We start from the raw sequence: 3,507 nt of genomic DNA on the forward strand, positions 1-3,507 counted from the left end.
CTTCACGAACGTTCCGAGGCTGCCCAGGGGCCTGCCGGCGACGGCGGAGGTCACCTGTGCCGACCTCTCCCACAGCCCTTCGCCACGCCCGCTTCCGCCGCCGCAGGCCCCGACCCGTCTGTCTCCTCTCCTAGAAGAGGTTGAGGATCTGGGTCACGGTACGGCCCTCGGGCCGCTGGATCACGAAGCGCTTGCTGTACGTGAATTCATGACCATGACGGTCGGCACAGGTGACCTCCGCCGTCGCCGGCAGGCCCCTGGGCAGCCTCGGAACGTTCGTGAAGGCCAGCGCGTACCTCTCGACCCTTCGCTGACCCGAGAGTTCGTCCGTCTTCGGCGCCCGGAACCGGGGCGTGATCGTCACCTCGGTCACGGACGACCGGTGCGGGAACGGGAACCGCTCACAGCTCGCGGTGCCCGTCACCACGACCAGTCCCATCCGCGGGTTGGCCTGCGCGGTACCGCCGGCCACCACCGGGACGGCGGCGGCCAGCGAGACCACCGCGGCGGCGGCACCGAGCCGCCGAGCCCTGCCGCCGCCCTTACTCCTCAAGAACCGCATCTCAGTCTCCACTCATCATCGTCTGTTTCGGATCGAGTTGACGAGGACGTCGAGCTGTCTGAATCCGGAACACAGCACCGAGCCGCCACGTGCGGCACACCGCGCTGTGCTGTCAACTGGGCAGCGCCACCCCGACGGTTGCCACGGCTGCGCTGTCCGACCGTTCGACCGTAGCGACACCGGGTCAATACGTCCACTTTTCCCCCGAATCGGCATCCGTGTGCGCGACCGGAGAAAGTCCGGACCCCTAGGAGGCCAGGCACACTTCGGCCCCGACGTGCCGGATCACAAGCACCATCAGCGCCAGCAACACCGTCAGCACCGACTGCCGCGGGCTGCCCCTGATGCCGCCGAGCACCGGAAACCAGCCGAAGCCGAGGAAGTCCCGGCCCGCCATCCGCCCGCCCTTGCCGGGCGGCACTTCGGACAGCAACACATCGGCCACATGCACAGCCTTGCCCAAGTGGACGATGCTGCACCCTGTGCGGCACCGATGGCGGCCGACTCTCATGATCATCACTGCCGCAACGCGTCAGCCCGCCGTTCTCACAGGACTTCTGACACTCCGCGAGAAACCCCTGAGCCGCGACCTGAAGCCACGCTCCTCCGCATGGACCGGACGTCACACCATCACAGCGCCAGGCAAGTCCTCTGACTGCCGAGATCCCACCTGGCCACCACACGGTTGTCCACACAAGGCCCTTCGGTTACAGTTATTGCAGATGAATTTTCCCTGGGACGGCGATTGGAGGAGGCCATGGCTCGTACGAGCGTTCTTGCCCGCGCTGAAAAGGTAGAACCGAACCCCTCACATCAGTGCGCACTCGCCGCGACCGCCCGAATGACGCCGGAGCAGGTTCAGGTTCTGGTGCGCACCTCGGACGGTGACGAGCTGGCACTGCCACGGGAACTGGTCCGCATCCTCCTCGCCTCCGCCGGCGAGCTGGCCCGCGGGCATGCGGTCACGGTCCTGGCCTCCGAGGTTCAGCTGTCGCCTGCCGAGACTGCTGAGCTTCTGGGCTTGTCCCGACCGTTCGTCACCCGCCTGCTCGACGCCGGCGACATACCGTCGACGAACCTGCCTGGAAGCAGTCACCGTGTGGTGCGCCTTGCCGATGTGCTGGCGTTCCAGCAGCGGCGGGAACGCCGCAGGGAGGGACGGCGTCAGATCGCCGACATGTTGGACGACACCGCATCGGCAGGCTGATCCGGTTCTCACCGCCGGCGGCACAGCAGAAGGGGGAAGCGTGGCACCGCGGGTCTTCGTGGACACCAACGTCTTGTTTCCGTTCTCGGTGATGGACGTGATGCTGGCCCTCACGGAGGACTCCGTTCACGAGATCGTGTGGTCCGAGCGCCTCCTCGCAGAGTGGGAGCGGGTCATCGTCCGGGAGGGCAGGCGTTCAGCGGAGTCGGCTGCCGCGGTTGGCCATGCCGTTCGACGCTTCTTCGCTGATTGCGAGATCACGGCAGCGTCCTATGAGCATCTTGTGGATGAGATGCCCGGCGACGATCCCGACGACCGGCACCATGCGGCGGCAGCAGTGGCAGCCGGTGTCGCTGCGCTGGTCACCTGGAACCTTGCCGACTTCCCTGCGGGCGACTTGGCTGAGCGCGGAGTGCGGGTGATCGACCCGGATTCGTACTTGTGCGGGCTGTACGGCGAGTTACCGGATGAAGTGGTGGATACGGTGGTCAGACTTGCCGGAGAGAAGCGCAACCCGCCTGTCACGATCACCGATGCCATCGCCCGACTCGCCAAGGCCGGTCTACCAGCCCTCGCCGACCTCTTGACGCGGCATCTCGGACACTGAGAGTGCGGGACGTGGCGTTCTTTTCGTCTTGCCATCACTCGATGGTGTGATGTGGGGGCATCGCCGCTGGTCGGACGTTCGAGGTTCGCTTGGGTTGCGGCATGGACATGCGCACGCCGCATCTGACGCGTGGAAGCGGGCGCCGGTTGCGGCGGGGGTGATTCCTGAGCGGAAGCCTGGCGAGTCGTACGCGGGGTCTCGCGAGAACGGCATACGCGCCCTTCGACATTTCTACGCCTCGGTACTCCTGGACGCCGGGGAGAACATCAAGGCCCTCGCCGAGTACCTGGGCCATTCCGGCTCCGGCCTGACTCTGCGGGTGTACGCCCGTCTCATGCCGAGCAGCCGCGAGCGCACCCGAAAAGCTGTGGCCGCCGTCTTCGAGTCCGCATACGCTCCCGCTCCCTGAGGCAGGAGGGCGAGATGTCCGACGAAGAGTCCACCGGATACCAGACGCTGCTCTGCCACGACCCGTCCCACGAGGTGGTGCTCATCGAGTGCGGGCCCCGCGAGATGGATGTGATCCGAGCAGTGCGCAAGGTGGCCGGGCTGAGCTTGTGGCACAGCCGGATCCTGGCGCACCGAGCGGGTGGTGTTTCTCTTCGTGGTGTAGCCGATCAAGCACTCGGAATGTGCAGGTCATCGCCGCATCGACGCGGTTCGGGGCCGCCCCGTGGCGCTGAGGCAGGTCAGCCGCCCGCGAGGCGGGAGCGGGCCTTCCCCCAAGATGGTGGGCACGCGGTCTTTGATCACGCGGCGAGCGTGAGCTTAGCGGCGTGGTGTCGGCGTTCGTATTCGTTGGGGCTGAGGTGGCCGTTGGCGGAGTGCCGGCGGCGGGTGTTGTAGCGGGTCAGCCAGGCGAAGACCGTTCTCCTGCAGGTGGCGGCTTCGCCGTAGTCGTGGGCGCCCTGGAGGGTCTCGCGTTTGAGGGACGCGTGGAAACTTTCGCAGGCAGCATTGTCCGCGCTGGTGCCGACCGCGCCCATGGATCGGGTGACGCCGAGCTGGTCGCAGAGGTCGGCGAAGGCCCTGGCCCCGTATTGGGCTCCGTGGTCCGAGTGAAACACCGCCCCGTCGAGACCGCCGCGGGTCCGGGCGGCCATTTTCAGGGCGTCGGCGACCAGGTCGGTG

The 3,507-nt window shown here is 67.0% G+C and carries 5 protein-coding genes and 1 pseudogene; 3 read left to right on the top strand and 3 right to left on the bottom strand.

What is annotated here, in order from left to right; all coding sequences use genetic code 11:
* Positions 1-130 precede the first annotated feature (130 nt).
* Both ABZ862_RS20005 and ABZ862_RS20010 read right to left on the bottom strand, forming a co-directional pair.
* A complete protein-coding gene (locus tag ABZ862_RS20005; protein ID WP_360959811.1) occupies positions 131-553 on the bottom strand; it encodes a hypothetical protein in 423 nt (140 codons plus the stop codon).
* A 256-nt stretch (positions 554-809) separates the two neighbouring features.
* Positions 810-1,025, bottom strand: a complete 216-nt coding sequence (locus tag ABZ862_RS20010) for a hypothetical protein (protein ID WP_360959813.1) — start codon at positions 1,023-1,025, stop codon at positions 810-812.
* Between the two features lie 294 nt (positions 1,026-1,319).
* On the opposite strand from ABZ862_RS20010, the gene ABZ862_RS20015 reads away from it, so the two are divergent.
* The 3 genes and pseudogenes from ABZ862_RS20015 to ABZ862_RS20025 form a co-directional block, all read left to right on the top strand.
* The gene (locus ABZ862_RS20015; protein WP_360959814.1) at positions 1,320-1,769 is read left to right on the top strand and encodes a helix-turn-helix domain-containing protein; all 450 of its coding nucleotides are present in this window, start codon (positions 1,320-1,322) and stop codon (positions 1,767-1,769) included.
* A gap of 58 nt (positions 1,770-1,827) precedes the next feature.
* Positions 1,828-2,376, top strand: a complete 549-nt coding sequence (locus tag ABZ862_RS20020; RefSeq protein ID WP_360959816.1) for a PIN domain-containing protein — start codon at positions 1,828-1,830, stop codon at positions 2,374-2,376.
* A gap of 124 nt (positions 2,377-2,500) precedes the next feature.
* Positions 2,501-2,785 (top strand): annotated as a pseudogene (locus ABZ862_RS20025) (site-specific integrase); the annotation flags it as partial.
* A gap of 340 nt (positions 2,786-3,125) precedes the next feature.
* Here the strand turns inward: ABZ862_RS20025 and ABZ862_RS20030 are convergent.
* A partial coding sequence (locus tag ABZ862_RS20030) for an integrase core domain-containing protein (protein ID WP_360959818.1) occupies positions 3,126-3,507 on the bottom strand: 382 nt, incomplete at its 5' end.

This window comes from Streptomyces sp. NPDC047000 (assembly GCF_040644295.1).
Lineage (GTDB): Bacteria > Actinomycetota > Actinomycetes > Streptomycetales > Streptomycetaceae > Streptomyces.

Bases quoted from the DNA above. Each gene is read 5' to 3' on its own strand.
- ABZ862_RS20015 (WP_360959814.1), top strand. From the start codon at position 1,320: ATGGCTCGTACGAGCGTTCTTGCCCGCGCTGAAAAGGTAGAACCGAAC.